Origin of the sequence: Phaeovulum veldkampii DSM 11550 (assembly GCF_003034995.1) — a bacterium.
Lineage (GTDB): Bacteria > Pseudomonadota > Alphaproteobacteria > Rhodobacterales > Rhodobacteraceae > Phaeovulum > Phaeovulum veldkampii.
Genome location: NZ_PZKF01000024.1, coordinates 14,088 through 38,632, shown reverse-complemented (window position 1 = coordinate 38,632; position 24,545 = coordinate 14,088). Strand labels below are relative to the sequence as shown.

The 24,545-nt window shown below is 66.3% G+C and carries 25 protein-coding genes; 15 read left to right on the top strand and 10 right to left on the bottom strand.

The features are described from left to right. Positions 1–12: 12 nt before the first annotated feature. The 4 genes from gyrA to hpt form a co-directional block, all read right to left on the bottom strand. Positions 13–2,733: a DNA gyrase subunit A gene (gyrA, locus tag C5F46_RS11035; RefSeq protein ID WP_168796761.1), complete on the bottom strand. Its 2,721-nt coding sequence runs from the start codon at positions 2,731–2,733 to the stop codon at positions 13–15. A 92-nt stretch (positions 2,734–2,825) separates the two neighbouring features. Next, complete coding sequence (locus C5F46_RS11030) at positions 2,826–3,011, bottom strand: hypothetical protein (protein WP_107325405.1); 186 nt, start codon at positions 3,009–3,011, stop codon at positions 2,826–2,828. Continuing rightward, positions 3,008–3,553: a mismatch-specific DNA-glycosylase gene (locus C5F46_RS11025; RefSeq protein ID WP_107325404.1), complete on the bottom strand. Its 546-nt coding sequence runs from the start codon at positions 3,551–3,553 to the stop codon at positions 3,008–3,010. Before C5F46_RS11025 ends, C5F46_RS11030 begins: the two co-directional genes overlap by 4 nt. Then, positions 3,550–4,089 carry a hypoxanthine phosphoribosyltransferase gene (gene hpt / locus C5F46_RS11020; protein WP_107325403.1) on the bottom strand — a complete coding sequence of 180 codons (540 nt, stop codon included), beginning with the start codon at positions 4,087–4,089 and terminating at the stop codon, positions 3,550–3,552. The genes C5F46_RS11025 and hpt overlap by 4 nt, the downstream gene beginning before the upstream one ends. Before the next feature lie 69 nt (positions 4,090–4,158). Between hpt and C5F46_RS11015 the strand changes: the two genes are divergently transcribed. The 4 genes from C5F46_RS11015 (at position 4,159) to C5F46_RS11000 (ending at position 7,118) form a co-directional block, all read left to right on the top strand. Then, the gene (locus C5F46_RS11015; RefSeq protein WP_107325402.1) at positions 4,159–4,611 is read left to right on the top strand and encodes a type II toxin-antitoxin system RatA family toxin; all 453 of its coding nucleotides are present in this window, start codon (positions 4,159–4,161) and stop codon (positions 4,609–4,611) included. 74 nt (positions 4,612–4,685) lie between these two features. Beyond that, entirely contained in the window at positions 4,686–5,630 is a 945-nt protein-coding gene (locus C5F46_RS11010) for a Gfo/Idh/MocA family protein (RefSeq protein ID WP_107325401.1), read from the top strand. Continuing rightward, positions 5,627–6,334, top strand: a complete 708-nt coding sequence (locus tag C5F46_RS11005) for an acylneuraminate cytidylyltransferase family protein (protein ID WP_107325400.1) — start codon at positions 5,627–5,629, stop codon at positions 6,332–6,334. Before C5F46_RS11010 ends, C5F46_RS11005 begins: the two co-directional genes overlap by 4 nt. Next, positions 6,327–7,118, top strand: a complete 792-nt coding sequence (locus C5F46_RS11000) for an SDR family NAD(P)-dependent oxidoreductase (RefSeq protein WP_107325399.1) — start codon at positions 6,327–6,329, stop codon at positions 7,116–7,118. Before C5F46_RS11005 ends, C5F46_RS11000 begins: the two co-directional genes overlap by 8 nt. On the opposite strand, the gene C5F46_RS10995 is transcribed toward C5F46_RS11000, so the two are convergent. From C5F46_RS10995 to neuC, 3 genes are read right to left on the bottom strand one after another with little or no spacing between them, the layout of a single operon-like run. After that, positions 7,105–8,421, bottom strand: coding sequence for a 3-deoxy-D-manno-octulosonic acid transferase (locus C5F46_RS10995; protein ID WP_107325398.1), 1,317 nt, complete (start codon positions 8,419–8,421; stop codon positions 7,105–7,107). The two genes, C5F46_RS11000 and C5F46_RS10995, sit on opposite strands and share 14 nt — an antisense overlap. Next, entirely contained in the window at positions 8,418–9,674 is a 1,257-nt protein-coding gene (locus tag C5F46_RS10990; protein ID WP_168796762.1) for a 3-deoxy-D-manno-octulosonic acid transferase, read from the bottom strand. The genes C5F46_RS10995 and C5F46_RS10990 overlap by 4 nt, the downstream gene beginning before the upstream one ends. Then, positions 9,661–10,782 carry a UDP-N-acetylglucosamine 2-epimerase gene (gene neuC / locus C5F46_RS10985; protein ID WP_107325417.1) on the bottom strand — a complete coding sequence of 374 codons (1,122 nt, stop codon included), beginning with the start codon at positions 10,780–10,782 and terminating at the stop codon, positions 9,661–9,663. The genes C5F46_RS10990 and neuC overlap by 14 nt, the downstream gene beginning before the upstream one ends. A 174-nt stretch (positions 10,783–10,956) precedes the next feature. Here neuC and hisD point away from each other — a divergent pair, with 174 nt between their 5' ends. Genes hisD through C5F46_RS10970 form a run of 3 tightly spaced genes read left to right on the top strand, consistent with a single transcriptional unit; the run spans position 10,957 to position 13,207 of the window. Further along, positions 10,957–12,270, top strand: a complete 1,314-nt coding sequence (hisD, locus tag C5F46_RS10980) for a histidinol dehydrogenase (RefSeq protein ID WP_107325396.1) — start codon at positions 10,957–10,959, stop codon at positions 12,268–12,270. After that, positions 12,267–12,746 (top strand): UPF0262 family protein, encoded by a 480-nt coding sequence (locus C5F46_RS10975; protein ID WP_107325395.1) that lies wholly within the window; start codon positions 12,267–12,269, stop codon positions 12,744–12,746. Before hisD ends, C5F46_RS10975 begins: the two co-directional genes overlap by 4 nt. Continuing rightward, positions 12,746–13,207 (top strand): arsenate-mycothiol transferase ArsC, encoded by a 462-nt coding sequence (locus tag C5F46_RS10970; protein WP_107325394.1) that lies wholly within the window; start codon positions 12,746–12,748, stop codon positions 13,205–13,207. The genes C5F46_RS10975 and C5F46_RS10970 overlap by 1 nt, the downstream gene beginning before the upstream one ends. 37 nt (positions 13,208–13,244) lie before the next feature. Here C5F46_RS10970 and C5F46_RS10965 read toward each other — a convergent pair whose 3' ends face one another. The 3 genes from C5F46_RS10965 to miaA form a co-directional block, all read right to left on the bottom strand. Next, complete coding sequence (locus tag C5F46_RS10965) at positions 13,245–13,784, bottom strand: TIGR00645 family protein (protein ID WP_107325416.1); 540 nt, start codon at positions 13,782–13,784, stop codon at positions 13,245–13,247. Positions 13,785–13,845: 61 nt separating this feature from the next. Further along, positions 13,846–14,733 (bottom strand): helix-turn-helix domain-containing protein, encoded by an 888-nt coding sequence (locus C5F46_RS10960; protein ID WP_235820151.1) that lies wholly within the window; start codon positions 14,731–14,733, stop codon positions 13,846–13,848. A gap of 119 nt (positions 14,734–14,852) precedes the next feature. Next, positions 14,853–15,728: a tRNA (adenosine(37)-N6)-dimethylallyltransferase MiaA gene (gene miaA, locus C5F46_RS10955; RefSeq protein ID WP_235820150.1), complete on the bottom strand. Its 876-nt coding sequence runs from the start codon at positions 15,726–15,728 to the stop codon at positions 14,853–14,855. A 113-nt stretch (positions 15,729–15,841) separates the two neighbouring features. Between miaA and pyrH the strand changes: the two genes are divergently transcribed. The 8 genes from pyrH (at position 15,842) to C5F46_RS10915 (ending at position 24,507) form a co-directional block, all read left to right on the top strand. Further along, positions 15,842–16,588, top strand: coding sequence for a UMP kinase (gene pyrH / locus C5F46_RS10950; RefSeq protein WP_107325392.1), 747 nt, complete (start codon positions 15,842–15,844; stop codon positions 16,586–16,588). A gap of 104 nt (positions 16,589–16,692) precedes the next feature. Then, entirely contained in the window at positions 16,693–17,256 is a 564-nt protein-coding gene (gene frr, locus C5F46_RS10945) for a ribosome recycling factor (protein WP_107325391.1), read from the top strand. Between the two features lie 80 nt (positions 17,257–17,336). Then, positions 17,337–18,095 carry a polyprenyl diphosphate synthase gene (gene uppS / locus C5F46_RS10940; RefSeq protein WP_107325390.1) on the top strand — a complete coding sequence of 253 codons (759 nt, stop codon included), beginning with the start codon at positions 17,337–17,339 and terminating at the stop codon, positions 18,093–18,095. Then, the gene (locus C5F46_RS10935; RefSeq protein WP_107325389.1) at positions 18,092–18,889 is read left to right on the top strand and encodes a phosphatidate cytidylyltransferase; all 798 of its coding nucleotides are present in this window, start codon (positions 18,092–18,094) and stop codon (positions 18,887–18,889) included. Before uppS ends, C5F46_RS10935 begins: the two co-directional genes overlap by 4 nt. Before the next feature lie 11 nt (positions 18,890–18,900). Then, positions 18,901–20,076: a 1-deoxy-D-xylulose-5-phosphate reductoisomerase gene (gene dxr, locus C5F46_RS10930; RefSeq protein WP_107325388.1), complete on the top strand. Its 1,176-nt coding sequence runs from the start codon at positions 18,901–18,903 to the stop codon at positions 20,074–20,076. Positions 20,077–20,079: 3 nt separating this feature from the next. After that, positions 20,080–21,432, top strand: a complete 1,353-nt coding sequence (gene rseP / locus C5F46_RS10925; protein WP_107325387.1) for an RIP metalloprotease RseP — start codon at positions 20,080–20,082, stop codon at positions 21,430–21,432. A gap of 129 nt (positions 21,433–21,561) precedes the next feature. Beyond that, positions 21,562–23,919, top strand: a complete 2,358-nt coding sequence (gene bamA, locus C5F46_RS10920) for an outer membrane protein assembly factor BamA (RefSeq protein ID WP_168796763.1) — start codon at positions 21,562–21,564, stop codon at positions 23,917–23,919. 9 nt (positions 23,920–23,928) lie between these two features. Then, the gene (locus C5F46_RS10915) at positions 23,929–24,507 is read left to right on the top strand and encodes an OmpH/Skp family outer membrane protein (RefSeq protein ID WP_107325385.1); all 579 of its coding nucleotides are present in this window, start codon (positions 23,929–23,931) and stop codon (positions 24,505–24,507) included. Positions 24,508–24,545: the final 38 nt, after the last annotated feature.

Genomic DNA, 24,545 nt, shown 5'->3' with positions numbered 1-24,545 from the left:
CCCTGAACCCGCTCAGCCCTCGTCACCCTGATCGGCGATGCGCGCGACCGAGACGACCTCTTCGCCCGCGCCGGTGTCGAACACCTTGACCCCCCCGGCCGAGCGCGAGCGGAACGAAATCCCCTCGACCGGCACCCGGATCGACTGGCCGGTAGATGTTGCCAGCATCACCTGATCGGACAGGTCCACCGGGAACGAGGCCACCAGCGCGCCGCCGCGCATGGATTTCTCGATCGCGGTCACGCCTTGGCCACCGCGGCCGCGGACCGGGTAGTCGTGGCTGGAGGACAGTTTCCCCGCGCCCTTGGCGGTGATCGTCAGGATCAGGTCTTCGGCCGCCGACATTTCGGCATAGCGTTCGGGGCTCAGCGCCCCGGCCTCGGTGGTTGTTTCGTCCTCGTCGGTTTCGGTGGGCTCATCCTCGGCGCCCATCACCGCGCGTTTCATGCGGATGAAGGCCACGCGTTCTTCGGGGGTCGCCTCGAAATGGCGGATGATCGACATCGACACGACGCGGTCGCCCGTCGCCAGCCGGATACCGCGCACGCCGGTGGACGACCGGCCCTGGAACACCCGCACATCGGTGGTGGGGAAGCGGATCGCCCGCCCCATCGCGGTGACCAGCATCACGTCATCGGACTCGGTGCAGATGCGCGCATTCACGAGGCTGACACCCTCGGGCAGCTTCATCGCGATCTTGCCGTTGCGCATGACATTTGCGAAATCGCTCAGCGCGTTGCGGCGCACGTCACCCTCGGAGGTCGCAAAGACGATCTGAAGGTTGTCCCATTCCGTCTCGGGTGCGTCCACCGGCATCAGGGCTGCGATGGAAACGCCGGGCACGATCGGCAGGATGTTGACCATCGCCTTGCCCTTGGCATTGCGCCCGGCCAGCGGCAGGCGCCAGCATTTCAGCGAATAGACCATGCCATCGGTGGTGAAGAACAAAAGCTGGGTATGGGTGTTGGCCACAAAGAGCGTGGTCACCACATCGTCTTCCTTGGTCGCCATCGACGACAGGCCCTTGCCGCCGCGGCGCTGCGCGCGGAATTCGGCCAGAGGCGTGCGCTTGATATAGCCGCCTGAGGTGATGGTCACGACCATATCCTCGCGTTCGATCAGGTCTTCGTCGTCCAGATCGCCGGCCCAGTCCACGATCTCGGTGCGGCGCGGCACGGCGAAGTTGGCCTTCACGTCGCGCAGTTCGTCCGAGATGATCTGCATGATCCGCTCACGGCTGGCCAGAATCGCCAGATAGTCGCGGATTTTCGCGGCCAGTTCCTGCAATTCGTCGGTTATTTCCTTGACCCCCATCGCGGTCAGCCGTTGCAGCCGCAGATCAAGGATGGCGCGGGCCTGAACCTCGCTGAGGTTATAGGTGCCATCGTCGTTGATCTTGTGGGCCGGGTCATCGACCAGACGGATGTATTCGGCGATGTCATGGGCAGGCCAGCGCCGGGTCATCAGACGTTCGCGCGCCTCGGCGGGGTCGGCCGAGGATCGGATCGTCGCCACCACCTCATCGACATTCGACACCGCCACCGCCAGACCGCACAGCACATGGCTGCGCTCGCGCGCCTTGCGCAATTCAAACGCGGTGCGGCGGGCCACAACTTCTTCGCGGAAGGTAATGAAATGCGCAAGAAAATCGCGCAGCGTCAGTTGTTCGGGCCGGCCGCCGTTCAGCGCCAGCATGTTGCAGCCGAACGAGGTCTGCATCGGCGTGAATCGGTAAAGCTGGTTCAGCACCACATCGGGGGTGGCGTCTCGTTTCAACTCGATCACCACGCGCACGCCGACGCGGTCGGATTCGTCGGCGATATGGGCGATGCCCTCCAGTTTCTTGTCACGCACGAGTTCGGCGATCTTTTCGATCATCGTGGCCTTGTTCACCTGATAGGGGATCTCGTCCAGGATGATCGCGTAGCGGTCCTTGCGCAGTTCCTCGATCCGGGTTTTGGCTCGGATGATCACGCTGCCCCGACCCTCGATATAGGCCTTGCGCGCGCCCGCCCGCCCCATGATCTGTGCGCCGGTCGGAAAATCGGGGGCGGGCACATAGGTCATCAGGTCTTCGGATGTCAGATCGGGGGTTTCGATCAGCGCCAGCGTGGCGTCGATCACCTCGCCCAGATTGTGCGGCGGAATGTTGGTGGCCATGCCAACCGCAATGCCGCCCGCGCCGTTGACCAGCATGTTGGGAAAGCGCGCGGGCAGAACCGTCGGCTCGCGGTCCTTGCCGTCGTAGTTGTCCTGAAAATCGACGGTGTCTTTTTCGATATCGGCCAGCAGCGCCGAGGCGGGCTTGTCCATCCGCACCTCGGTGTAACGCATGGCCGCGGCCGAGTCGCCGTCCATCGAGCCGAAGTTGCCCTGACCGTCCAGCAGCGGCAGCGACATCGAAAAGCTTTGCGCCATCCGCACCAGCGCGTCATAGATCGCGGCGTCGCCATGGGGGTGGTATTTCCCCATCACATCGCCCACCGGCCGGGCCGATTTGCGATAGGCCTTGTCATGCGTGTTGCCGGTTTCGTGCATCGCATAAAGAATGCGCCTGTGGACGGGCTTCAACCCGTCGCGCAGGTCGGGGATCGCGCGGCTGACGATCACGCTCATTGCGTAATCGAGATAGGCGGTCTTCATCTCGGCAGCGATCGAGACAGAGGGGCCGGCATGCGCCATGCGATGGGGCAATTCGTCTGCGGTGTCAGGGATTTCCGGGGTGTCGGTCACAGGGATGGCCCTTCGTCAGATGGCTCTGGCGGCGCCAGATTTGGTTGGCGCAGACTATAGCCGCCCAAAGGGTTGGGTGCAATGCCACCGCCTCAGGGCAGGCGTGGGGGGCGCGCGGGTTTGTCCAGCGTGGCCCAGTCGGGCCATAGCCCCGCCAGTTCCAGCCCCCACAGCGCAAAGGCCAGTGCGATGGCGCCCAGCACGATCTTCACCCGCTGCGGCGAGGGCGGATTGCGCGCCCAGCGCGACATGCGCATCAGCCACACCAGCGGGTTCATTGCGTGCGCCCCCGATCTCGCCTCTGGTCTCGCCCCTGGTCTCGCCGCTGTCGCCGCAGCGCGACCCAGCAGCCCAGATCGTGCCACGGCTCGGGCCGGAAATGGCTGCGCGCCCGGCCCGAGGGCGAGGGCAGCACCCAGACCGCAAGCCCCGGCAGGGCATCATCATGCCGCCCCGCCGCCAGCCGCCGCCCCAGCGCCATCTGCGCCGCCGTCAGGCTGGTGAAGGCGATGGCCGCAGGCTGCAACCCGGCCAGCAACCCAGCCAGCCGGTCGGGGGCGTAGGCGGTGCGCGGGATATCGGCATCCATCCCCGCCACGCCCTTTTCGGCAACATCTGTCAGCCCGAGGCCAAGGCCGGGCAGCAGGTGGTCCTCGTCAGGGGTCAACAGCCGGGGCGTCAGCCCGGTTTCGGCCAGCATTGGCCAGAACCGGTTGCCGGGGCGGGCGTAATAATGCCCCCGCGCCGCCGAGGTCCAGCCCGGCGCGGTGCCGCAAAACAGAACGTCCAGATCGGGGCCGACCAGATCGGGCAGGGTCATTCCAGAAACCGCACCTTGCCGATATGGGGCAGGTTGCGGTTGCGCTGGGCAAAGTCGATGCCGTAGCCCACCACGAATTCATCGGGGATCTCAAAGCCGGTCCAGGTGGCGCGCACCGGCACCTCGCGCCGGGCGGGTTTGTCGAGCAGCGCGCAGACCTCCAGCCGTTTCGGGCCGCGCGCGCGCAGGATGGTCAGCACATGGCTCAGCGTGAAACCGGTATCTACAATATCCTCGACCACCAGCACATCGCGCCCCTCGATGCCGGATCGCAGGTCTTTCAATATCCGCACCTCGCGGCTTGAGGTCATCTCGTCGCCGTAGGACGAGGCTTCGAGAAAATCCACCTCGACCGGCAGGCCGATCTCGCGCACCAGATCGGCGATGAAGATGAACGAGCCGCGCAGCAGGCCCACCACCACCAGCTTGTCGGTGCCCGCGAAACTGTCGGTGATCTCGCGCGCCAGCGCCTCGACCCGCGCCGCGATGGTCTTGGCCGAAATCATCTCGTCGATCACATAGGCGCGCTGCGGCATGGGTTCCTCTTGCTTTCTGCGCGTTTGTTACCGAAACAGGCGCGCGGAGTCACGAACCATCGGAACCTCATGCCGACCCATTCGGAAAAACGGGCGATGCCCTACAGCGCCGCCCAGATGTATGCCCTTGTCGCCGATGTGGCGCGCTACCCGGAGTTTCTGCCGTGGAACGCGGCAGCCCGCATTCGCACGCGCCGGCCCCAGCCCGACGGCTCTGAAATCATGGAGGCCGATCTGGTGATCTCGTTCAAGGTGTTCCGCGAACGCTTTGGCAGCCGGGTGACGCTGTGGCCCGAACGGCACCGGATCGATACCGAATATCTGGATGGCCCGTTCCGCTATCTGAAAAGCTGGTGGCAGTTCCGCGATCTGCCGCAGGGCGGGTGCGAGGCGGAATTCTTCGTGGATTTCGAATTTCGCAACGCGATTCTGCAAAGGGTGATCGGCGTGGTCTTTGACGAGGCGATGCGCCGCGTGGTGCGCGCGTTTGAAACCCGTGCGCAGGCGCTTTACGCCGCCTGAGGGCGCGCGGGTCTGGCTTCCTTGCGCGGCCCCGATGCCGGGGCTAGACAGGGTGCAAAGGATCGGGGGCGCGCATGAAGGTTCTGGTGATCGGCAAAGGCTCGATCGGCACGCGGCATTTCAACAATCTGGGTGCGCTGGGTGTGGCGGCCGAACATATCGGCTGGCGCGGCTATTCGGCGGCGGCGCTGGGCGAGCGTCTGGCGGCGGACCCCGATGTGGGGGCCGTGGTGATCGCCACCGCCACGCAGGTGCGGCTGGAACTGATCACTGTCTGCGCTGCGGCAGGGGTGCCGTTTTATGTTGAAAAGCCGGTGGCCTTTCGCGCCGCCGATCTGGCGGCGATCACGGTCGCCGCGGCCCCGGTCGCGGCGCGGTCGGTCGCGGGGTTCATGATGCGCTATCATCCGCTGTTTCGGGAACTGGCGCAGGCCGACCTGTCGGACAGCTTCGGCTTTGCCTTCGAGATCGGCCATGACGTGACGCAATGGCGCCAGAACTGGCGTTTTTCGCAAAGCTACGCCGCGCTGCCGGAAGGCGGCGGGGTGCTGCTGGACCTGTGCCATGAACTTGACATGGCGGCTGCGCTGTTTCCCGGCCTGACGCTGGGCACGGTGCAATGCCTTGGCCATGCCGCCTATCCGGGCGTCGATTTCGCCACCCGCATCGAACTGGTGGCGCCGTCGGGGGCGATGGGAGCGGTGGCGATGGATTACCTTTCGCCCGTGTTCAACCGCACCGTGGCAATCCGCGGCCTGCGCCAGACGCAGGATGCCGATCTTGTCGCCAGCCGCTGCCGCATCGGCGGCGCGGGCGCGCGCGCGTTCGCGCTGCCGTTCGAGCGCAACGAGATGTTCCTGTCAGCGATGCGCGATTTTCTGGCGCTGGCCGAAGGCCGGCCCACCTCGGGCGTCGAGCATCTGCCGCGGTTCGATGCGGTGCAGGAAAGCTGCGCCCTGATCGCCGCGGCGTGGGAGGCTCGCCGCTTCACCGGACAGATCACGAAGGAGATCCCATGATCCTGGGTCATATCGGCGCCCGAAAAGGCTCCAAGGGCGTTCCGGGCAAGAACTTTCGCCCGCTCTGCGGCAAGCCGCTGATCGACTGGTCGCTGGATCAGCTGTTCGACTGCCCGGCGATAGATGCGGTGGTGGTGTCCACCGATGACGAACGCATCTATGATCATGCGGTCGCCAAAGGGGCGCTGGCCATCGGCCTGCGGCCCGCGCATCTGGCCACCGACAGCGCGGGCAAATGGGGGGTCTGGCAGCACGCGCTGGCGGCGTCCGAGGCGCTGGCGGGGCCGGTCGATCTGTTCGTCGATCTGGACTGCACCTCGCCGTTGCGCCGGCCCCACGACATCGTGGACGCCATCGCGCTGTTTCGCGCGCAGCGCCCCGACATGGTGATGTCGTGCTGCGAGGCGCGCAAGAACCCCTATTTCAACCTGGTGGAGCCTGACGCCACCGGCGCGCTGCATGTGTCAAAGCCGCTGCCGGGCGGCGTGGTCGCGCGCCAGCAGGCGCCCGTCGTCTATGAACATGCGGCCAGCACCTATGTGCTGGACCCGGCCTATCTCAAACGCGCGCATAGCCTCTATGAGGGGCGGGTCATCCCCTATCTGATGCCGCCCGAGGCCTGCGTGGATATCGACACCGAATTTGACTTTCGTCTGGTCGAATTCCTGATGACCGAACGCCTGAAGGAGGCGAAACATGGATAAGCAACTGGCGGGGCGCACGATCTTCATCACCGGCTCGGGCGGGGTGCTGGGCTCGACCTATGTGCGGCGAATGCTGGCCGCGGGGGCGCGGGTGGTGGCCTCGGACCTGCCGGGCCACCGGGCCGAGACGCTGAAGGCCGCGCATGAGGGCCAGGCAAATTTCCGCTTCTATGACCTCGACGTGGGCGACGAGGATCAGGTCACGGGTATATTTGCCCGCATCATGGCCGACGGCTGGGAACCCAACGTGGTGCTGAACAATGCCGCGATCACGGGCGAATTGCTGATGGGCGCGGGCAAGCCCTTTCCAGATTTCGCCAATACCTCGGTCAGCGACTGGGAACGCACGCTGCGCACCAACCTGACCGGCGCCTTCATGATCGCCCGCCAGATGGACCGCGACATCGTGGGCAAATACCCCGCGACGCTGATCAACGTGGCCTCGATGTATGCGCTGAACGGGCCGCATCACGCGATCTACGAGGGGATGCCGTTCAAGTCGTTCTCGGCCTATTCCACCACCAAGGCGGGCATTCACGGGCTGACGCTGTGGCTGGCGGGCTATTGGGCGGGGCGGGGCGCCACCGTCAACACAATCGCGCCTGGGGCGGTATTCAACGGCCATTCCGAAGAATTCCAGCGCCGCGTGGGCCAGTTGATCATGGCGGGCCGGATGGCCCAGCCCGACGAGATTGCCGATGCGATGCTGTTCTTGTGCAGTCCGCAGGCGGGCTACATGACGGGCCAACTGGTCAATGTCGATGGCGGGTTCAGCGGCTGGTGAACCGGTCGATCGCGGCCAGTGTGCGGGCCACGCCCCCTGCATGGGCGGCAAAGAAGGCGTCGATCATCTCGGGCGCGGGGGTGAACCCCGCGCCGGGTGACAGGGCGGCGGCCAACGCGCCGGGCGTTTCCACCCGCAGCACGACGCCTGCGGCAATCGCCTCGGTTGCGGGATATTCGATCGTCCAGATCTCGGGGCCGACGATCACCGGCTTTTTCAGCGCCAGCGGCTCGATGATGTTATGCGCGCCCTTGGGGGTAAACCCGCCGCCCACCAGCGCGCGGTCGGCCATCGCCAGGTAGAAATACATCTCGCCCAAGCTGTCGCCCAAGAGCACGTCGATATCGGGCGCCGCGCCTTTCGGGGCAAGCGCCGCATCGAAAAGGTGGGACCGGGCCGCGCAAGACAGACCCGCGCCAGCCACAAGCTGCGCGGTTTCATCAAACCGTTCCGGCGCGCGGGGAACATAGACAAACAGCGGCGCGGGCAAGCCCGCTGCGCGATGCGCGGCAAGGCTGGCGTGGATCGCGGCGAGGTAGACCGCATCCTCGCCCGCCACGACCGAGGCGAGCGTCACCACCGGGCGGCTTGGCGCAAGCCAGCCCCGCGCGGCGACCCCGGCGATGACCTGCGCCGGCGGGATCGGCTGGTCAAAGCGCAACTCGCCCGTCACCGCGATGGCCGCCACGCCGACGCGGGCGAACCGTTCGGCCTGAAGGTCGGATTTCACCAGTGCCCCGGCAAAGCCGCGCATCAGTTCGGCCCTGAAACCGGTGCGCGTGGTGTCGCGGGCAAAGCTTTTCGACGGATATTGCGCATTGCACATGAACAGCGCCACGCCCGCGCGGCGGGCGGCCATGATCATGCCCGGCCAGATCTCGATTTCCATCACCAGCCCGTATTTTGGCCGGAACGCCTTGAAAAAGCGGCGAAAGGCAAAGCCCAGTTCGAACGGCACCCAGACCGCGCGCAACTGCCCCGCGGCAATCTCGGGGGCGAAGGCGCGGGTGGCCTCACGCCGACCGGCGGGGGTGAAATGGGTGGTCACGACCCGCTCGCCCCGCTCCAGCAGCGCGCGAACAAGCGGTGTGGCCGAGCGCATTTCGCCCAAGGATACGGCATGGACCCAGACTGCACCGGGGAAGGGCGCGTGGCGGCCAAAGCGTTCGGCCAGATGTGCGCCATAATCGGCATCGCGGCGCGCGCGGCGACGAAGATAGGCAAGCGCGAGCGGCAGCCCCAGCCACCAAAGCGCGGCGTAAAGCGCCAGTGCCAGCCGCAGGCGGGACGAGGGAAAGTTCATCGCATCAGCCCCATCAGCGTGGCACACAGGCCCGGCAGGGCGGCGGCGCCCCGGTCGGCCAGCGCGCGGGCACGGGCGGCCATGTCGGGCAGGTCAGGGGCGGTGATCGCCGCGGCAAGGGCTGCGGCATCCGCCACCGGTCGGCCCCCCCCCGCGGCATCCAGCGCGGCGTAATCGGCGGCAAAATTCGCCGTGCGCGGCCCGTGCAGGATGGCGCAGCCCAGCCGCGCGGGCTCCCACGGGTTGTGGCCCTCGACGGCGCCAAAGCTGCCGCCGACCAGCGCGACGGGGCAGAGCCGATACCACAGCCCCATCTCGCCGAAGGTATCGGCCAGATAGAGTTGCGTCTCCGCTCCGGGCAGGGTGCCTGCCGAGCGTTGCGCAACGCTAAGGCCCGCGGCGCGGGCGGCTGCGATGATCTGGGCCGCGCGGGCGGGCAGGCGGGGCGCCACGATCAGCAGCCGTTCCGGCAGGGCGCTGGCGGCGGCAAAGGCCACCGCCTCATCCTCGGCGTGGCTTGAGGCCACAAGCCAGGGCCGACGCGCGGCCAGCGGCGCAAGGGCTGCCCGCGCCTCGGGCGCGTCGGCCAGGGGCGCGGCGGCGGCCTTGAGCGAGCCGGTGACAGCAACCCCTTTTGCCCCCAGCAAGCCCAGATGGCGGGCGGTCATCTCATCTTGCGCCGAGATATGGGAAAAGCGCGCGTAAAGGTCGCGATACAGTCCACGCGCCCGCGCCCGCGCGGTGTAGGCCCGCGCGTTCATCCGCGCATTGATCAGCGCCAGCGGGATGCCACGGCGATGCGTTTCCACCACCAGACCCGGCCACAGATCCTGTTCGGCCCAGACCGACAGATCGGGGCGCCAATGGTCCAGAAACCGCGCGATGAAGGGCGCGGCATCCAGCGGCAAAAACTGATGCTGCGTGTGGGGAGGTGCGTTTTTCGCAAATACCTCGGCCGAGGAGCGCGCGGTCGAGGTCACCAGGAAATGCAGGTCGGGCCGCGCCGCCGCCAGCGCCCCGATCAGCCCCGACAGCGCCAGAACCTCGCCCAGACCCACCGCATGAAACCAGATCAGCGGGCCATCTGGCCGTGCCGCCGTTGCTTCGCCCAGCTTTTCGCGCCAGCGCGCCGCATCCTCGCGCCCGCGCGCCAGCCTGCGGTGCAGCACCACGGGCGCCAGCGGCACCAGCGCGCGGCTGGCCGCCAGATAGGCGCGCAGCAGCGGCCCTGTGGGGGCCTCAGCCAATGTCACGAAACTCTTTTTGCAGCGAGCGCGACCAGAAGGCGGGGTCGCGCAGAACCTGAACAAAGCGGTCCGCCGCGCGGCCCTCGCCAAAGCCGGTGTGGCGGGGGTGACTGCGGCCCCATTCGGTTTTCAGGAAATCTGAAATTCCTGCTGCATCGCCGGCATCCACCGCCCTGATCGAGGGTGCATCGGCCCGGTTCGTCTGGCGTGTGCCCACATCCAGCGAGGGCAGGCCCAGAAACGGCGCCTCGCGCACCCCGGCGGACGAATTGCCCACCATGCATTTGGCATTTTTCATCAATTCGGAAAAATGCGCAAACCGCATCGAGGGGATCACGCGGAACCGATCCCGCGGCAAGGCGTCGATCACCTGAAAGATCGCCTCCGAGCCGGGATCGTTGTTGGGCGCGATCAGCACGAAATTGCGCCCCGAGGCCGCCAGCGCACCATAGAGCGCGCGGGCCTGCGCGCCCATCGTCTCGGCCTCTGACGTGACCGGGTGAAACACGCAGATGCCGTAATCGTCAAACGGAATGGCGTAGTGCGCGCGCACCGCCGCGATGCCGACGCCCGAGGGCTGCGAGTGAAAATCCAGTTCCGGCGAGCCGATCACATGGATCGTTTCTTCGGGTTCGCCCAGCGCCATCACCCGCCGCGCTGCCTGCTGCGACGACACGAAGTGGTGACTTGCCAGCTTGGTGTTGCAGTGCCGGAACACCTCGTCGATCGTGCCCGACACCTCGCCGCCCTCGACATGGGCCGAGCGGATGTAGTTCGTCGCCGCGACCAGCGCAGTTGCCAGCGCCTCGACCCGGTCGCCATGCACCACGATCAGGTCGGGGCGATGTTCGGCCACATAGTCGGAAAACCCGGTCACGGTTTTTGCCAGAATGATGTCTTGCGCGTCGCCGGGCCGCTGGTTGAGGTATTCATGCACCGTCACGCCGGGGGTTCGGTGCACCTCAAGCTTGGTCAGGCCGTAACGGTCAAGCATGTGCATGCCGGTGACAAAAAAGCCCACCGAAAACCCCGCGTCGCGGGCGGCGGCGGCCAGAGGTTCAAGCTTGCCGAAATCGGCGCGGGTGCCGGTGACAAAGAGAAGGGTCTGGGTCATGCAGATGTCATGCCGCGCGCGGGGGCTTTGCGCAAGGGGCCGCAGCCATCCGTTCATGGCGGCGGTGCCAACCGTCTTGTATCTGAGGCGCGGTCAAACCGGCCTTGTTTGCTGGCCGGGCTTGCGGGGCGGGGCGTCAGCGACTAATCGAAGGCAGTCATGAGGAGGCCCGCCATGCCGCAGACCCTGTCCACCACCGAGCCCGGCTTTGCCACAGCCTTTGAGGCGCTTTTGTCGGCCAAGCGTGAGGATGCGCCCGATGTCGATGCCACGGTGGCCGCGATCATCGCCGATGTGCGTGTCCGCGGCGATGCGGCGCTGATCGAGATGACCGCGCGCTTTGACCGGCTCGACCTGACGCCCGAGACGCTGGCCTTTTCGGCCGCAGAGATCGCAGCCGAGGTGGCCAAGGTGTCGTCCGCCGACCGCGCCGCGCTGGAACTGGCGGCCGAACGCATCCGCGCCTATCACGTTCGTCAGATGCCCGCCGATGCGATCTGGACCGACCCTGACGGCGCGACGCTGGGCTGGCGGTTCACGCCGGTATCGGCGGCGGGGCTGTATGTGCCGGGGGGGCTTGCGTCCTATCCGTCCTCGGTGCTGATGAACGCGATTCCGGCGCGGGTCGCAGGGGTGGGGCGGCTGGTGATCGCCTGCCCGACGCCGGGCGGGGTGGTGAACCCGCTGGTGCTGGCCGCTGCGCAGATCGCCGGGGTCGATACGATCTATCGCATCGGTGGCGCACAGGCGATTGCGGCGCTGGCCTATGGCACCGCAACCGTGCGCCCGGTGGACAAGATCACCGGTCCCGGCAATGCCTATGTCGCCGCCGCCAAGCGCCGGGTCTTTGGCCGGGTGGGGATCGACATGATCGCCGGGCCGTCGGAAATTCTGGTCATCGCCGATGCCGACAACAACCCCGACTGGATCGCGCTCGACCTGCTGAGCCAGGCCGAACACGACGAAAGCGCGCAGTCGATCCTGATTACCGACAGTGCCGATTTCGGTCGCGCCGTGGTGGCGGCGGTGGAAAAACGGCTGGAGACGCTGGAACGCCGCGCCATCGCGGGGGCAAGCTGGCGCGACTATGGCGCGGTGATCGTGGTGCGCGATCTGGACGAGGCGGCGGAGCTGGCCAACCGCATCGCCGCCGAACATCTGGAACTGTGCGTGGCCGACCCCGAGGCCCTGGCCGACAAGATCCCCCATGCCGGGGCGATCTTTCTGGGCGCCTACACGCCCGAGGCCATCGGCGATTATGTCGGCGGGCCGAACCACGTTCTGCCCACCGCCCGCTCGGCCCGGTTCTCCTCGGGGTTGAGCGTGCTCGATTTCCTCAAGCGCACCACGCTGGCCAAGATGACCCCCGCGGCTCTGGCGGCCATCGGTCCCGCTGCCGAACGGCTGGCGATTTCGGAAAGCCTGCAGGCGCACGGCCTGTCGGTGCGCGCCCGGCTGGATGCGCTGAACGGAGGGGACGGGGCATGAGCCGCATCAGCCGGGTCGAGATCGACGATGCGGGCCTGCCCGCGCCCAGCCCCGAGATCGAGCAGGAGCGCAAGGTCGCCATCTATGATCTGCTGGAGGATAATTCCTTTGCCCTTCCGGGGCGCAACGGGGCTGCTCCGCCCGAGGGGCCGTTCTGTCTGAATCTGTCGATCCGCGAGGGGCGGCTGGTCTTTGACACCTGTTCCGAGACTGGCGAGAAGGTGGCCGAGTTTCACCTGAGCCTCGGCCCGTTTCGGCAGGTGGTGAAGGATTACTTCCAGATCTGCCACAGTTATTTCGAGGCGGTCAAACGCCTGCCCCCCAGCCAGATCGAGGCAATCGACATGGCCCGCCGCGGCATCCACAACGAAGGCGCGCGGGTGTTGCAGGAACGGCTGGACGGCAAGGCGGAACTGGATATCGACACCGCGCGGCGCCTGTTCACGCTGATCTGCGTGCTGACCCCGGTGGCGTGATGGCCGGGCTTCCCCATTCGGTGCTGTTTTGCTGCGATCACAACACCATCCGGTCGCCTATGGCCGAGGGGATCATGAAAAAGCTCTATGGCCGCATATTCTATGTGCAGTCGGTCGGCGTGAAAAGCGAGGGCGAGGTGGACGGCTTTGCCGTTGCCGTCTGTCAGGAAATCGGGGTGGAACTGGGGCGCCATCGGGCGCGCTCTTTTGATGAAATGCTGGATTGGGGCGATGATCTGTCCAGCTTTGATCTGGTGATCGCGCTGTCGCCCGCCAGCCAGCGCCGGGCGCTGGAACTGACGCGCTATGTCCATCTGGAAGTCGAATACTGGCCGATCATGGACCCGACCGGCCTGGCCGAGGGGCGAGAGGCGAAACTGGCCGCCTATCGCCAGACCCGCGACCAGATCATGGCGCGGATGCTGGGCAGGTTCGGCCCGCCCGCACCGGCAAACGGCTAGGGCGGGCCTGCGGGGATCGTGAATTCCCCCTGCGGGCTTAGGGCTGGATCAGCCCTTTGGTGTCATATTTTTTCTTTTTCAGGGTCTTGGCGTGGTTGGTGATCCAGTCCATCGCCGCCAGCAGCACACCCGAAATGATGAACACAAGATGGATGATCACCATCCATTCGATTTTTTCGGGGCTGTATTTTTCAATGTCCATGAACACCTTGAGAAGGTGAATCCCCGATATTGCGACGATCGAGGCCACCAGTTTCAGCTTCAGAGCCGAAAAATCGACCTCGTCCTGCCAGTCGGGGCGGTCTTCGTGGTCGGCGGTGTCCATCCGGCTGACGAAGTTTTCGTAGCCCGAAAAGATCACGATCAGCACCAGATTGCCCGCAAGGCTGAGGTCGATCAGCGCCAGAACCCCCATCACCGCGTCATCGACGCCCAGCGTGGGCAGCGCCATGGCGAAATGGACCAGTTCCACGACAAAGCTGTAGAGCAGGATCATAAGGGCGCCCACAAGGCCCAGATACATCGGTGCCATCAGCCAGCGGCTGGCAAACAGGAACCGTTCAATCGCTTTTTCCATCATCGTCTCCGGCAGGGTCTGACGTCGATGTAATTCGTCCGGGCTGCGGCGAAAAGGGGCCTCAGACGCCTTTGCGGAAGGCTGACGGAGTCTTGCCGATGCGGGCGTGGAAGGCGCGGGTGAAATAGGCAGGGCTGGCAAAGCCCAGCCCCTCCGATATCGCCTTGACCGGCGCGCGGGTTTCGGCCAGCAGGCGCCGCGCCTCATAAAGCCTGCGGTCCTGCAACAGGTCCGAGGCGGTGCGACCGCAGGCCTCGCGGCAGGCGCGGGTCAGATGCGTCGGTGTCACGCCCAGTTCGGCGGCGTAGTCGGCCACGCCATGACCCGAGCGGAAATCGCGTTCCAGCAGCGCGGTAAAGCGGGCGGCAAGGCGGCGCGCGGCGGGGATCGCGCGCGGCTCGTCGGCCTGGGCCGCGATCTGGCGTTCCAGCCAGACCGACAGCAGGCCCAGATGGTGCTGTGCCGCCCGTTCGGCGCCGGGGCGGGCGCTGTCCAGTTCGCGCTGGATCTGGTCGAGAATGCCCGAAAGCTCGGCCTGCGGCCCGGCCTCGCGAATGCGCAGATGCTGCGCCGAGGGGGGCAGCGCGACATCGGTGCCCGCGCCAAAGAACAGCGCCGTGCCATGCGATTGCGGCGCCAGATCAAAGCTGTGCATGACGCCTGCGGGAATGAAGATCGCGTTATGCGTGCCATAGCCGCGGGTCGATCCGCCCAGCGTGATGCGGCCCTGACCACGGGTGAACCACAACAGCAGCGGCTCTGACAGCGCGCGCATCGCCTCGACCCGCCAGCGCCCGCCCGCCGCCAGCCGCATCACCGGCATCAGTCGCACCCGCGAAGGGGGTTCCGGCAGGGCCAGAACCACGCGCGGCGCGGATGTGGCAGCCACCACAGGCTGCGGCTGCGCCGGGGCAAATTGCGACAGGGGCGTTCCGGTGAACAGCTTCACGGCAGGGCAACCTTGCGGAGGGGGCGGGAAATGCGACGGCAACGGGGCGCAGGATAAGTGCGAAGCCCTTTGAAACCAAGCCGTTTTTGCCGATATGGGCGGAAACGGGCCGGTGCCTGTCAGCCCCGCATGATCTTGTGCCAGCCGCTCATCCGGGCACGAAACCAGGTGCGTTGCCGCTTGGCATATTGGCGCGAGGCAGCCTTGGCGGCCTCGGTCGCGGCCGCCAGCGTGATCTCGCCGCGCAGATGCGCGATCAGTTCCGGCGCCCCGATCGCTTTGGACCAAAGCGCGGCGGGCGCCCAGATTGGCAGCACCGCGCGCGCCTCTTCCAGCGCGCCGGCGGCCAGCATCGCGTCGAACCGCGCCTCGATGCGGGCGGCCAGGCGGTCGCGGTCGGTCTCGATCAGCAGCGCGGTGCAGGTGGCCGGCGGCAGCAGCGGCGGCGGGGTTTCGGCCTGCCAGCGGGCAAGCCCGCGGCCGGTGGCGGCCAGCACCTCCCAGGCGCGCTGGATGCGGGCGGGGTTGAGCGGGTCGATCCGTGCTGCCGTCTCGGGGTCAAGTTCGGCCAGCAGCGCCGCGGCGCCTTCGCTGGCCCGCCGCCGGTCGGCCAGCGCGCGCACCGCAGGCGGTGTCGCGGGGATTTCGGCCAGCCCTTCGGTCAGCGCGGTCAGGTAAAGCCCGGTGCCGCCCACCACGATCAGCCGCTGCCCGCTGGCCAGCAGCCCCGCCACCTCGCGCAGCCAGTGGCCTACCGAATAATCTTGTCCCGGCGCGCGGTGGCCATAGAGCAGATGCGGCACGGTGGCCTCATCCTCGGGTGAGGGCCGCGCGCTCAGCACCCGCCAGCACGACCAGACCTGCAACGCATCGGCATTGACCACCACGCCGCCCTGCGCCCGCGCAATCGCCAGCGCCAGCGCCGACTTGCCGCTGGCGGTGGGGCCTGCCAGCACGACATGCCGGGCCGGGTCTATGTTGTCGAATGTTTCCAAAGGTCTGCCCTGTTGCGCCGATGGCGGGCGGAATTTGCGCCAAAGGGGCGGTTGAACCTGCGCCCCTTTTCCGACATTTTGCGCGGGTGTTACAACAGTCATATGGGGCAAGCATGGGCGCTGACAGCGGGACCGACGAAACCGGTCCGAAGGTGGCTTACAAACGGGTTCTGCTGAAGATCTCGGGCGAGGCGCTGATGGGCGATCAGGGCTATGGCCTGCACCCGCCCACAGTGGCGCGGATCGCACGCGAGGTGCAGTCTGTCCGTGATCTGGGCGTGGAAATCTGCATGGTGATCGGCGGCGGCAACATCTTTCGCGGGTTGCAGGGCAGCGCGCAGGGGATGGAACGCACCACCGCCGATTACATGGGGATGCTGGCCACGGTGATGAACGCGCTGGCGATGCAGGCCGCGCTGGAGGCGCTGAACATCCATACCCGCGTGATTTCGGCGATCCCGATGGATCAGGTCTGCGAGCCCTACATCCGCCGCCGCGCCGTGCGCCATCTGGAGAAGAAGCGCGTCTGCATCTTTGCAGCGGGCACCGGCAACCCTTATTTCACCACCGACACGGCGGCCACACTGCGCGCCAACGAAATGGGCTGCGAGGCGATCTTCAAGGGCACCAAGGTGGACGGGGTCTATGACAAAGACCCGAAGAAATTTCCCGATGCCAAACGCTATGACACCGTCACCTATGACGAGGTGCTGCAAAAGCACCTTGGGGTGATGGATGCCTCGGCCATTGCGCTGGCACGCGACAACAACCTGCCGATCATCGTGTTCAGCCTTGATGAGCCGGGCGGCTTCCGCGGCATCCTGTCGGGGCAGGGCACTTACACGCGGGTTCAGGGCTGACATGGCGGGGTGGGGCGCTGCGTCAACTGGCCAACGCCCCGCAAACCCGCTAGACACGCCGCGAATGCCCGCATTCATGCCATAATCAAGACGGGAACTGTTTCATGTCCGACGATCTCGAGATCGACATCGACGACCTTTCGCGCCGGATGGACGGGGCGATGGGTTCGCTCAAGCACGAATTCGCCTCGCTGCGCACCGGCCGCGCCTCGGCCTCGATGGTGGAGCCGATCATGGTCGATGCCTATGGCTCGCCCACGCCGCTGAACCAGATCGGCACCGTCAACGTGCCGGAACCGCGGATGGTGACCATCAACATCTGGGACAAGGCTCTGGTGAACAAGGCCGAAAAGGCCATTCGCGATTCGGGGCTGGGGATCAACCCGCAACTGAACGGCACCATCATCATGCTGCCGATCCCCGAGCTGAACGAGGAACGCCGCCGCGATCTGACCCGCGTCGCCGCGCAATATGCCGAACATGCCCGTGTCGCGATCCGCAACGTGCGCCGCGACGGCATGGACCAGATCAAGAAGGCCAAGGCCGCGGGCATGTCGGAAGACGATCAGAAATTCTGGTCCGACGAGGTGCAAAGCCTGACCGACAAGATGATCGCGCTGGTTGACAAGGCGCTGGAGGCCAAGCAGGCCGAGATCATGCAGGTCTGAGCCTTCGGACGGCGGCAGGGTCTGGTTAACCCTGCCGGGTTACGGTGGCTGGTGGTGCAGGTTTCGGAAAGGGCGTGGCGATGGCTGCAAAGGATGTCTCGGGCGCGGGGGAGCTGGTGGAGCAGCCTTCGGGCCATGGCGTCGAACATGTGGCCATCATCATGGATGGCAACGGTCGCTGGGCCAAGCTGCGCGGCTGGCCGCGGCTGGTGGGCCATCGACGTGGTGCCGAACGAGTGCGCCAGATCGTGCGCGCCTGCCCCGATCTGGGCGTCCGCTGGCTGACGCTATACGCCTTTTCGACCGAGAACTGGAAACGCTCGACCGAAGAGGTGATCGGCCTGATGGGCATGTTCGGCCGCTACATCCAGTCCGAGGCAGACCGGCTTTCGGCCGAAGGTGTGCGGGTGCGCTTCATCGGCGGGCGCGAACGGCTGGAGCCGCGGTTGCAGGCACTGATGGCCGGGATCGAGGCGCGCACCGCGGGCAACAGTCGGCTGAACCTGACCGTGGCGATCAACTATGGCGGCCGCGATGAGCTGGTCCGCGCCGCGCGCCGTCTGGCCGAGGATGTGGCCGCGGGCCGGATCGCGCCCGCGCAGGTGGAAGAGGCGGCGATTTCGGCGCGGCTGGATACCGCCGATCTGCCCGATCCGGATCTGATCATCCGCACCTCGGGCGAGGCGCGCACCTCGAACTTTCTGCCCTGGCAGGCGGCCTATGCCGAGTATGAATTTTCGCCGACGCTCTGGCCCGATTTCACCGCAGCCGAGATGGCTGCGATACTTGCGCGGTTCAGCTCGCGTGAGCGGCGCTACGGCGGGGTGGTGAAGGCATGAGCACCGCCGGGCAATGGGGCGATCTGCGGGCGCGCGCGATTTCTGGCGTGGCGATGCTGGCGGTGGGGGCTGCGGCGATCTGGGCCGGGGGGCTGTGGTTTGCGGTTCTGGCTATTGCCGTCACCGGGCTGATGATCTGGGAAGTGGCGCGGATGACCGCACCCGACCGCGCCGCCGAGGCGCGGGCGCTGGGGGCGCTGGGGGCGGGCGTTCTGGCGGCGGTGCTGGCGCTGCACTCGCCCTTTGCGCTGGTGCTGTTGCCGCTGCCGGGGCTTGTGGCCGCGCTGCGCCCGCGGCGTGACCGGGCGGTGGTGCTGGGCTATGCCTTTGCCGTGATGCTGACGGGCTATGGTCTGGTCGCCTTGCGCGAAGGGTTGGGGGTGGCCGCGATCCTGTGGCTGGTGGCGGTCGTCGTGGTGTCGGATGTGGCGGGCTATTTTGCGGGCCGCACCTTTGGCGGGCCCAAGTTCTGGCCCAAGGTCAGCCCGAAAAAGACATGGTCGGGCACGGTCGCAGGCTGGCTGGCGGCGGCGGTGTTGGGGGCGGGCTTTGCGGCGGCAGGGCTGGCGGGCTGGGGCATCGTGGCGCTGTCGGCGGCGGTGGCCTTTGCCGGACAAATGGGCGATATCGCAGAAAGCGCGATCAAGCGGCGCAACGGGGTTAAGGACAGCTCGGGGCTGATCCCCGGCCATGGCGGCGTGCTGGATCGGTTCGATGCGCTGACAGGTGCGGTGGTGGCAGTGCTGGTTCTGGGCTTTTTCGGCTCGGTGCCGCTGCCGGGGGGTGGATTTTGACAGGCGGACAGATGCGCAGGATCACGGTTTTCGGGGCCACCGGCTCTATCGGCGAAAGCACGTTCGACCTTTTGATGCGGCAGGGCGGGCGCGAGGCGGCGCAGGTCGTGGCGCTGACCGGCGGGCGGCAGGTGGCGCGGTTGGCCGAGCAGGCGCGCGCGCTGGGGGCCGAGGTAGCCGTCACCGCCTATGACGATTGCCTGCCCGCGCTGCGTGAGGCGCTGGCGGGCACGGGCATCGAGGCCGCGGCAGGCGCGCAGGCGCTGATCGAGGCGGCCGACCGCCCGGCCGACTGGATCATGTCGGGCATCGTGGGGGCCGCGGGTCTGGTGCCCGGTTTCCGCGCGCTGCGCCATGGCACCACGCTGGCCCTTGCCAACAAGGAAAGCCTTGTCACCGCGGGCCCGCTGCTGCTGGCCGAGGCGCGGGCGCACTCGGCCCGCATCCTGCCGGTGGACAGCGAACATTCCGCCGTGTTTCAGGCCCTTGTGGGCGAAGACATGGCGGCGGTGGAACGCATCATCATCACCGCCTCGGGCGGGGCGTTCCGCGACTGGCCGATCGAGAAACTGGCCAAGGCCACCGTCGCCGAAGCCTCGACCCACCCCAACTGGGCGATGGGGCAACGGATCACCATCGACAGCGCCTCGATGTTCAATAAGGCGCTAGAGGTTATTGAAACCTATGAATACTTTGGCGTCGACGCCAGCAAGATCGAGGTGTTGGTTCACCCGGAATCGCTGGTTCACGCGCTGGTTGGCTTTGCCGATGGGGCGCTGATGGCGCATCTGGGCGCGCCCGACATGCGCCACGCCATCGGCTACGCACTGAACTGGCCCGAGCGCAGCCACCTGCCGGTGGCGCGGCTCGATCTGGCGCAGATCGGCCGACTGACCTTTCGCGCGCCCGATCTGGACCGTTTTCCCGCCCTGCGTCTGGCGCGTGAGGTGATGGCAACCGGCGGGTTGGCGGGGGCCGCGTTCAACGCGGCCAAGGAATGTGCGCTGGACGGTTTCATCGCAAGTCGCATCGGCTTTCTCGACATGGCGGCGGTGGTCGAGGAGACGCTCGCGCAGTTGTCATCGTGCGGGGGGCTTGGAAAGGCGCCCGGCAGCCTTGATGATGTGTTGCACATGGATGCCGAGGCGCGCCGCGTCGCGCGCCAGATCATCGACACAAGGACATAATCCGTGGATCTGATCGGCCTTCTGCCGGATTTCGGCAACCTGCTTTACACCATCGCGGCCTTTGTGGTTGCGCTGTCGATCATCGTGACGGTCCATGAATTCGGTCATTACATCGTGGGCCGCTGGTCGGGTATCCGGTCCGAGGTGTTCTCGATCGGCTTTGGTCCGCGGCTGTTCAGCCGGGTTGACCGGCACGGCACCCGCTGGCAGGTGGCGCTGCTGCCGCTGGGCGGTTATGTGAAGTTTCTGGGTGATGCCAACGCCGCATCCGCCAAGGCCGACGAGGCCGAAATGGCGGCCCTGTCGCCAGAAGATCGTCGCCACACCATGCATGGCGCGCCGCTGTGGGCGCGGGCGGCGACGGTGGCGGCGGGGCCGGTGTTCAACTTTATTCTGGCTTTGGCGATCTTTACCGGCGTTTTCCTCTACAGCGGCACCGCAACCGACCGGCCCGAGGTGGGCAGCCTGTTCGACCTGCCGGGCGGCAGCGGCGCGGTGATGGTTGGCGACCGCATCCTGGCGGTCGAGGGGATGCCGACCCCCGATTATGAGGCGCTTGATCAGGCCATGCGCAGCCTGCCGCCTGCGCCGCTGTTCGACTATCTGGTTGAACGGGCGGGTCAGCAGATCACGGTGCCGGGGCCGGTGCTTTATCCGGCGCGGCTGGCCGGGATCGGGGCCGGATCGGCGGCGATGGATGCGGGGCTGAAGGCGGGTGATGTGCTGGTCCGCGCCGAAGGCAAGCCGATCTACGGCTTTGTCGAGTTGCAGAACGCGGTCGGCGCCTCGGGCGGGCAGCCGATGACGCTGGAAATCTGGCGCCCCGGCATGGCCGCGGACGAGACGATGACCGTGACGCTGACCCCACGATCCACCGATCTGCCGCTGCGCGATGGTGGCTTTGAAACGCGGTTTCTGATGGGCGCCAACGGCAATTTCTTTTTTGCGCCGCAGACCCGTCCCACGGGTCTGCTGGAGGCTGCGGGCGATGCGGTGGGCGAGGTGCGGTTCATCATCGTGTCGTCGCTATCGGGGCTGTGGAACATGATCACCGGCGCGATTTCCAGTTGCAACTTGCGCGGCCCTCTGGGCATTGCCGAAACCTCGGCGGCGGCGGCCTCGACCGGGGCGGGCAATTTCATCTGGTTCATCGCGGTGCTTTCGACGGCGGTGGGCTTGTTGAACCTGTTTCCGATCCCGGTTCTTGATGGCGGGCATCTGGTGTTTCACGCCTGGGAAGCGGTGACGGGCAAACCGCCCTCGGATCGGGTTTTGAACGCGCTGATGACGGTGGGTCTGGCGCTGATCCTGATGCTGATGGCCTTCGGGCTGAGCAACGATCTGTTCTGCCCTTGAGGCCGGGGTGTGGTCGGGCTGTCGCAGCTGCGATCTTTCAGGGCGGGGGATGCGCGGCGCTTTTGACAAGCGGTGGGTTTCCCGGTAGTCAGTTCGACAACTAGTTGTGATCTGTTCGGGGAGAAGATGATGGCAATCGGGCAGCAGTTGGGCCGCGCTGGACATAACACGCCGTCGCGGCAGATTCGCTCGGTTGTTTTCCTGCTGGCGCTGGCGGCGCTGTCATCGGGGCTTCCTGATGTGGCTGCGGCACAATCCTATCGCTTCGATCAGGTCAAGATCGAGGGGCTGGACCGGATCGAACCTGCCACCGTTCTGTCCTACGCGGCGATTTCCCGCGGCGCCACGATCAGCGCGGGCGATCTGAACGACGCCTATCAGCGCATTCAGGGCTCGGGCCTGTTCGAGACGGTCGAAATCGTCCCGCAGGGTGGCACGCTGGTAATCCGGGTGCAGGAATATCCAACCGTCAACATCATCAACTTTGAGGGCAACAAGCGCCTGAAGGATGAGGATCTGGCCAAGATCATCGCCTCGCAACCGCGCCGGGTCTATTCCCCCTCGCAGGTCGAGGCCGATGCGGGCAAGATCGTCGAGGCTTATGCCCAGTCGGGCCGGATGGCCGCGCGCGTCGATCCCAAGGTGATCCGTCGTGATGGCAACCGCATCGACGTTGCCTTTGAAATTCGCGAAGGCACCGTGACCGAGGTGGAGCGGATTTCGTTCACCGGCAACCGCGCGTTTTCGGACCGCAGGCTGCGTCAGGTGCTGGGCACGAAACAGGCGGGCCTGTTCCGCCGCATCATCCAGCGCGACACATTCGTGGCCGAAAGGGTGGAATTCGACCGCCAGTTGCTCGTCGATTTCTATCGCTCGCGCGGTTATATCGACGCGCAGGTGTCGGGCGTGGCGTCAGAGTTCACGCGCGAACGCGATGCCTTCTTCATGACCTTCAACGTCCGCGAAGGCCAGCGCTACAGCTTTGCCTCGGTCAGCGCAGTCAGCGAGATCGAGGGGGTTGATGCCGCCGAGTTCCAGAGCCAGGTCAAATTGCGCCCCGGCACCACCTATTCGCCGCTGGCGATCGACAATGCGATCACCCGGATGGAGGCGCTGGCGCTGAAGAAGGGGCTTAATTTTATCCGCGTGGAGCCGCGTCTGACCCGCAATGACCGCAACCAGACGCTGGATCTGCAACTGGCGCTGACCCGCGGCCCGCGCGTGTTTGTCGAACGGATCGATATCGAGGGCAACACCACCACGCTGGATCAGGTCGTGCGCCGCCAATTCCGCACGGTGGAGGGTGATCCGTTCAACCCGCGCGAGATTCGCAATGCCGCCGAACGCACCCGCGCCCTTGGTTTCTTCTCCAAGGCCGATGTCGAAACCCGGCAGGGCAGCGCCGCCGATCAGGTCGTCGTTGATGTCAACGTCGAGGAACAGCCGACCGGCTCGCTGGGCTTTGGTCTCAGCTATGGCGTATCCTCCGGGGTGGGGGTCAACGTGTCGCTTCAGGAATCAAACTTCCTCGGGCGCGGTCAGTTTCTGGGCGTGAACATTTCCAGCGGCACCGACAACGTGAACTCGTCGCTGACCTTCATCGAGCCGTTCTTTCTTGGCCGCGACCTGAAGTTCAGGTTCAACACCTATTACAACACCTCTGACAGCGACAATTCCGATTATTCCACGCGCTTTGTGGGGATTTCGCCGTCGATTGAATTCCCGATTTCGGAAACCGGGCGGCTGGAATTGCGCTATGAACTGTCGGCTGGCAAGCTGTATAGCGTGGAGCCTTATGATGCCGGTCCGCCTGCGACCGGCTCGTCGCCGATCCTGTCGCGAGAACAGGATATGGGCGAACTGTATACCTCGGCGGTCGGGTATACCTACAGCTACAACTCGCGCCTGACCGGGCTGAACCCGACCTCGGCGGTGACGCTGCGCTTCGGGCAGGATTTTGCCGGTCTGGGTGGCGATGTGGAATCGGTGCGCACCACCGCGCTGGCGCGGGCGCAGACCAAGGTCTGGCAAGAAGAGGTCACGCTGCGCGCCGAGGTCGAGGGCGGTGCGCTGCACATGCTGAACGGTGAAAGCCGGATCATCGACCGCTTTACCGGCAACGGCAAGATCCGCGGCTTTGAGCCGAATGGCCTTGGCCCGCGCGATCTGGGCGCGCCGAACGAGGACGCGCTCGGGGGCAACTATTTCGCCGTCGCCCGGCTGGAGGCCGAATTCCCGATCGGCCTGCCCGAGGAATACGGCATCACCGGCGGCCTGTTCTGGGATGTGGGCTCGGTCTGGGGGCTGGATGATACCGCTGGCGTGGCAGAGGTGGACGACAGTCTCAACTGGCGTTCGTCGGTCGGCTTCTCGGTCTACTGGACCACTGCCATTGGTCCGCTGCGCTTCAACTTCTCCAAGGCACTGGTCAAGGAAGACTATGACCTTGAACAGAATTTCGACCTGACCATCTCGACCACGTTCTGAGGCGGCGTAATGCGTCTGGCCCCGGTCCTTGCGGTGCTTGCCTTGCTGCTGGTCAGCCCCGCGCTGGCCCAGCAGGCGCCCGAGGGGCGGGGGCCTGTCGTGCTGGTCAGCCCGGTGCTGACCGTCGAACAAGAGCGGCTGTTTGGCGAAAGCGCCTGGGGCAAGCGCGTCTCGGCCGAGTTTCGGGCCTCCCTTGCCGCGCTGGAGGCTGAAAACCAGCGCATCGCCGAAGGTCTGACCGCCGAGGAAAAGGCGCTCACCGAACGCCGGACCAGCATGAAACCCGAGGATTTCCGGGTCGAAGCCGATGCCTTTGACGCCCGCGTTACCGGTATCCGGCGGGCGCAGGATGCCAAATCCCGCGACATTTCGCGCGCCGCCGAGGCGGAGAGGGCTGCGTTTTACGAGGCGGCCCTGCCGGTGATGGGCGCGGTGATGGCTCAGCGCGGTGCGGTGGCGATTCTGGAACGCAAGGCGGTGTTTCTGGCCGCCGAAGCGATCGACGTGACCGATGATCTGGTGGCCCGGATCGACGCGACGCTGGGCGCTGGCCCCGAGGCCGCGCCACCCGCCGCCACCGAGGACTGAGCGCGCCTTGCCAACAGCCGGGCAGGGCGGTAGCAAGT

Bases quoted from the DNA above. Each gene is read 5' to 3' on its own strand.
- C5F46_RS11030 (WP_107325405.1), bottom strand. From the start codon at position 3,011: ATGAACCCGCTGGTGTGGCTGATGCGCATGTCGCGCTGGGCGCGCAAT.
- C5F46_RS11025 (WP_107325404.1), bottom strand. From the start codon at position 3,553: ATGACCCTGCCCGATCTGGTCGGCCCCGATCTGGACGTTCTGTTTTGC.
- hpt (WP_107325403.1), bottom strand. From the start codon at position 4,089: ATGCCGCAGCGCGCCTATGTGATCGACGAGATGATTTCGGCCAAGACC.
- C5F46_RS11015 (WP_107325402.1), top strand. From the start codon at position 4,159: ATGCCGACCCATTCGGAAAAACGGGCGATGCCCTACAGCGCCGCCCAG.
- C5F46_RS11010 (WP_107325401.1), top strand. From the start codon at position 4,686: ATGAAGGTTCTGGTGATCGGCAAAGGCTCGATCGGCACGCGGCATTTC.
- C5F46_RS11005 (WP_107325400.1), top strand. From the start codon at position 5,627: ATGATCCTGGGTCATATCGGCGCCCGAAAAGGCTCCAAGGGCGTTCCG.
- C5F46_RS11000 (WP_107325399.1), top strand. From the start codon at position 6,327: ATGGATAAGCAACTGGCGGGGCGCACGATCTTCATCACCGGCTCGGGC.
- C5F46_RS10995 (WP_107325398.1), bottom strand. From the start codon at position 8,421: ATGAACTTTCCCTCGTCCCGCCTGCGGCTGGCACTGGCGCTTTACGCC.
- neuC (WP_107325417.1), bottom strand. From the start codon at position 10,782: ATGACCCAGACCCTTCTCTTTGTCACCGGCACCCGCGCCGATTTCGGC.
- hisD (WP_107325396.1), top strand. From the start codon at position 10,957: ATGCCGCAGACCCTGTCCACCACCGAGCCCGGCTTTGCCACAGCCTTT.
- C5F46_RS10975 (WP_107325395.1), top strand. From the start codon at position 12,267: ATGAGCCGCATCAGCCGGGTCGAGATCGACGATGCGGGCCTGCCCGCG.
- C5F46_RS10970 (WP_107325394.1), top strand. From the start codon at position 12,746: ATGGCCGGGCTTCCCCATTCGGTGCTGTTTTGCTGCGATCACAACACC.
- C5F46_RS10965 (WP_107325416.1), bottom strand. From the start codon at position 13,784: ATGGAAAAAGCGATTGAACGGTTCCTGTTTGCCAGCCGCTGGCTGATG.
- pyrH (WP_107325392.1), top strand. From the start codon at position 15,842: ATGGGCGCTGACAGCGGGACCGACGAAACCGGTCCGAAGGTGGCTTAC.
- frr (WP_107325391.1), top strand. From the start codon at position 16,693: ATGTCCGACGATCTCGAGATCGACATCGACGACCTTTCGCGCCGGATG.
- uppS (WP_107325390.1), top strand. From the start codon at position 17,337: ATGGCTGCAAAGGATGTCTCGGGCGCGGGGGAGCTGGTGGAGCAGCCT.
- C5F46_RS10935 (WP_107325389.1), top strand. From the start codon at position 18,092: ATGAGCACCGCCGGGCAATGGGGCGATCTGCGGGCGCGCGCGATTTCT.
- dxr (WP_107325388.1), top strand. From the start codon at position 18,901: ATGCGCAGGATCACGGTTTTCGGGGCCACCGGCTCTATCGGCGAAAGC.
- bamA (WP_168796763.1), top strand. From the start codon at position 21,562: ATGGCAATCGGGCAGCAGTTGGGCCGCGCTGGACATAACACGCCGTCG.
- C5F46_RS10915 (WP_107325385.1), top strand. From the start codon at position 23,929: ATGCGTCTGGCCCCGGTCCTTGCGGTGCTTGCCTTGCTGCTGGTCAGC.